Annotated in this window: 1 protein-coding gene; it reads left to right on the top strand. The window is 41.1% G+C overall.

The window, feature by feature from the left end; all coding sequences use genetic code 11:
• Positions 1–118 precede the first annotated feature (118 nt).
• Positions 119–976, top strand: coding sequence for a delta-class carbonic anhydrase (locus KDK14_RS10590; protein ID WP_257265074.1), 858 nt, complete (start codon positions 119–121; stop codon positions 974–976).
• The last annotated feature ends 215 nt before the right edge of the window (positions 977–1,191 follow it).

The raw sequence follows: 1,191 nt of genomic DNA, 5'->3' as shown, positions 1-1,191 counted from the left end.
GAATAGCGGGGCTATTTGACGAAGAAGCAGGAATTTTTAGACCAATTTATCGCAAACGCAGTAGGACAGTCTCCTAGTCAAATCCAGTTTTGTCCAGCCCATACAGAGGGAAATCAAGATGAGAATATATTCTTTTTACTTATTAATAGCTGCTTCAACAATATCTATAAATTCCATTGCTTTTAATGAAATTCCTATTGTTTCTAACGGAGTTATTGATCAACAACGAGTCATGCTGAAAAAAAACACCGCAGGAAAAGGGTTTGGACCCCAATCTCCACGGGATATTCGCTCTGTTATTGGAACCAACAAAATAAGTTTCAGTGATGCTCCTCCATACACACAAATGCATCTATGCAACATTCACTTTCACAAAAATGCAGAACATAAGGGTGGTGAGTTTACCAAATTTGCAGGTAATGGTGATGGGCATGGGTATTTGACTGGCTATAAGTATTCCGGCCGATTAACAAAGTCAGAATTATCTCCAGCAAATGCCGAAATATGCCCTGGCAAGCACGGAAGCTTAAATTCTGGAGATACAATAGAAGTTCACTATGTGTACACGACAGCATCTGTTAGACCAGGGCCAACGTTGGGGGCATGTTTTAATGATGCAATCAAAAACCCTCAATTACGTGTAGAAGCCCAAGTATATGTTCTTGTCAATGATAAATCAGCTAAAGACTTTATCGAACTGACAAGGCATCAAAAGAAAAAAGGTTTTCATCAGGCTTTAAATATTCCTGACTATACAGGAAGGCCGATTGAATATGCGGGATCAACAACTGGCCCAGGTTACAACCAAGAAGGCTCAGCTTTTCAAGTTACCTGGAGCGTTCGCCCTAAAATAACTAAAGTCAATATTAAATCCGTTGGAGCATGGTGTAAAAATAACGTTTTTAGTGAAGATCATGCACATGGAGTTAGAAACTTAGTAATTAATCCTGACCTTTTGTCTTATATCACCGAGTAAAAGTATCTGTTTGGTGCGGTATTTGTCAACATACATAGTTGTCGCCTCAACTCACAAGCTTGACTCAGCTGCCCGGCGACTGACCGTTCTGGATTCAGCAAGACTTCATGCTCTAGGTCCCAGCCCCGGGTTGCCCTTTTACGCTCCGGGTGGATGTGCTTAGGAATTGTTTTAATAAGTTCCCGATTTCCGTTCACCCTGAGCTTGTCGAAGGG

This window comes from Endozoicomonas sp. ONNA2, from assembly GCF_024606365.1.
Taxonomy (GTDB): domain Bacteria; phylum Pseudomonadota; class Gammaproteobacteria; order Pseudomonadales; family Endozoicomonadaceae; genus Endozoicomonas.
This window is presented reverse-complemented; position numbering and strand designations above follow the sequence as displayed.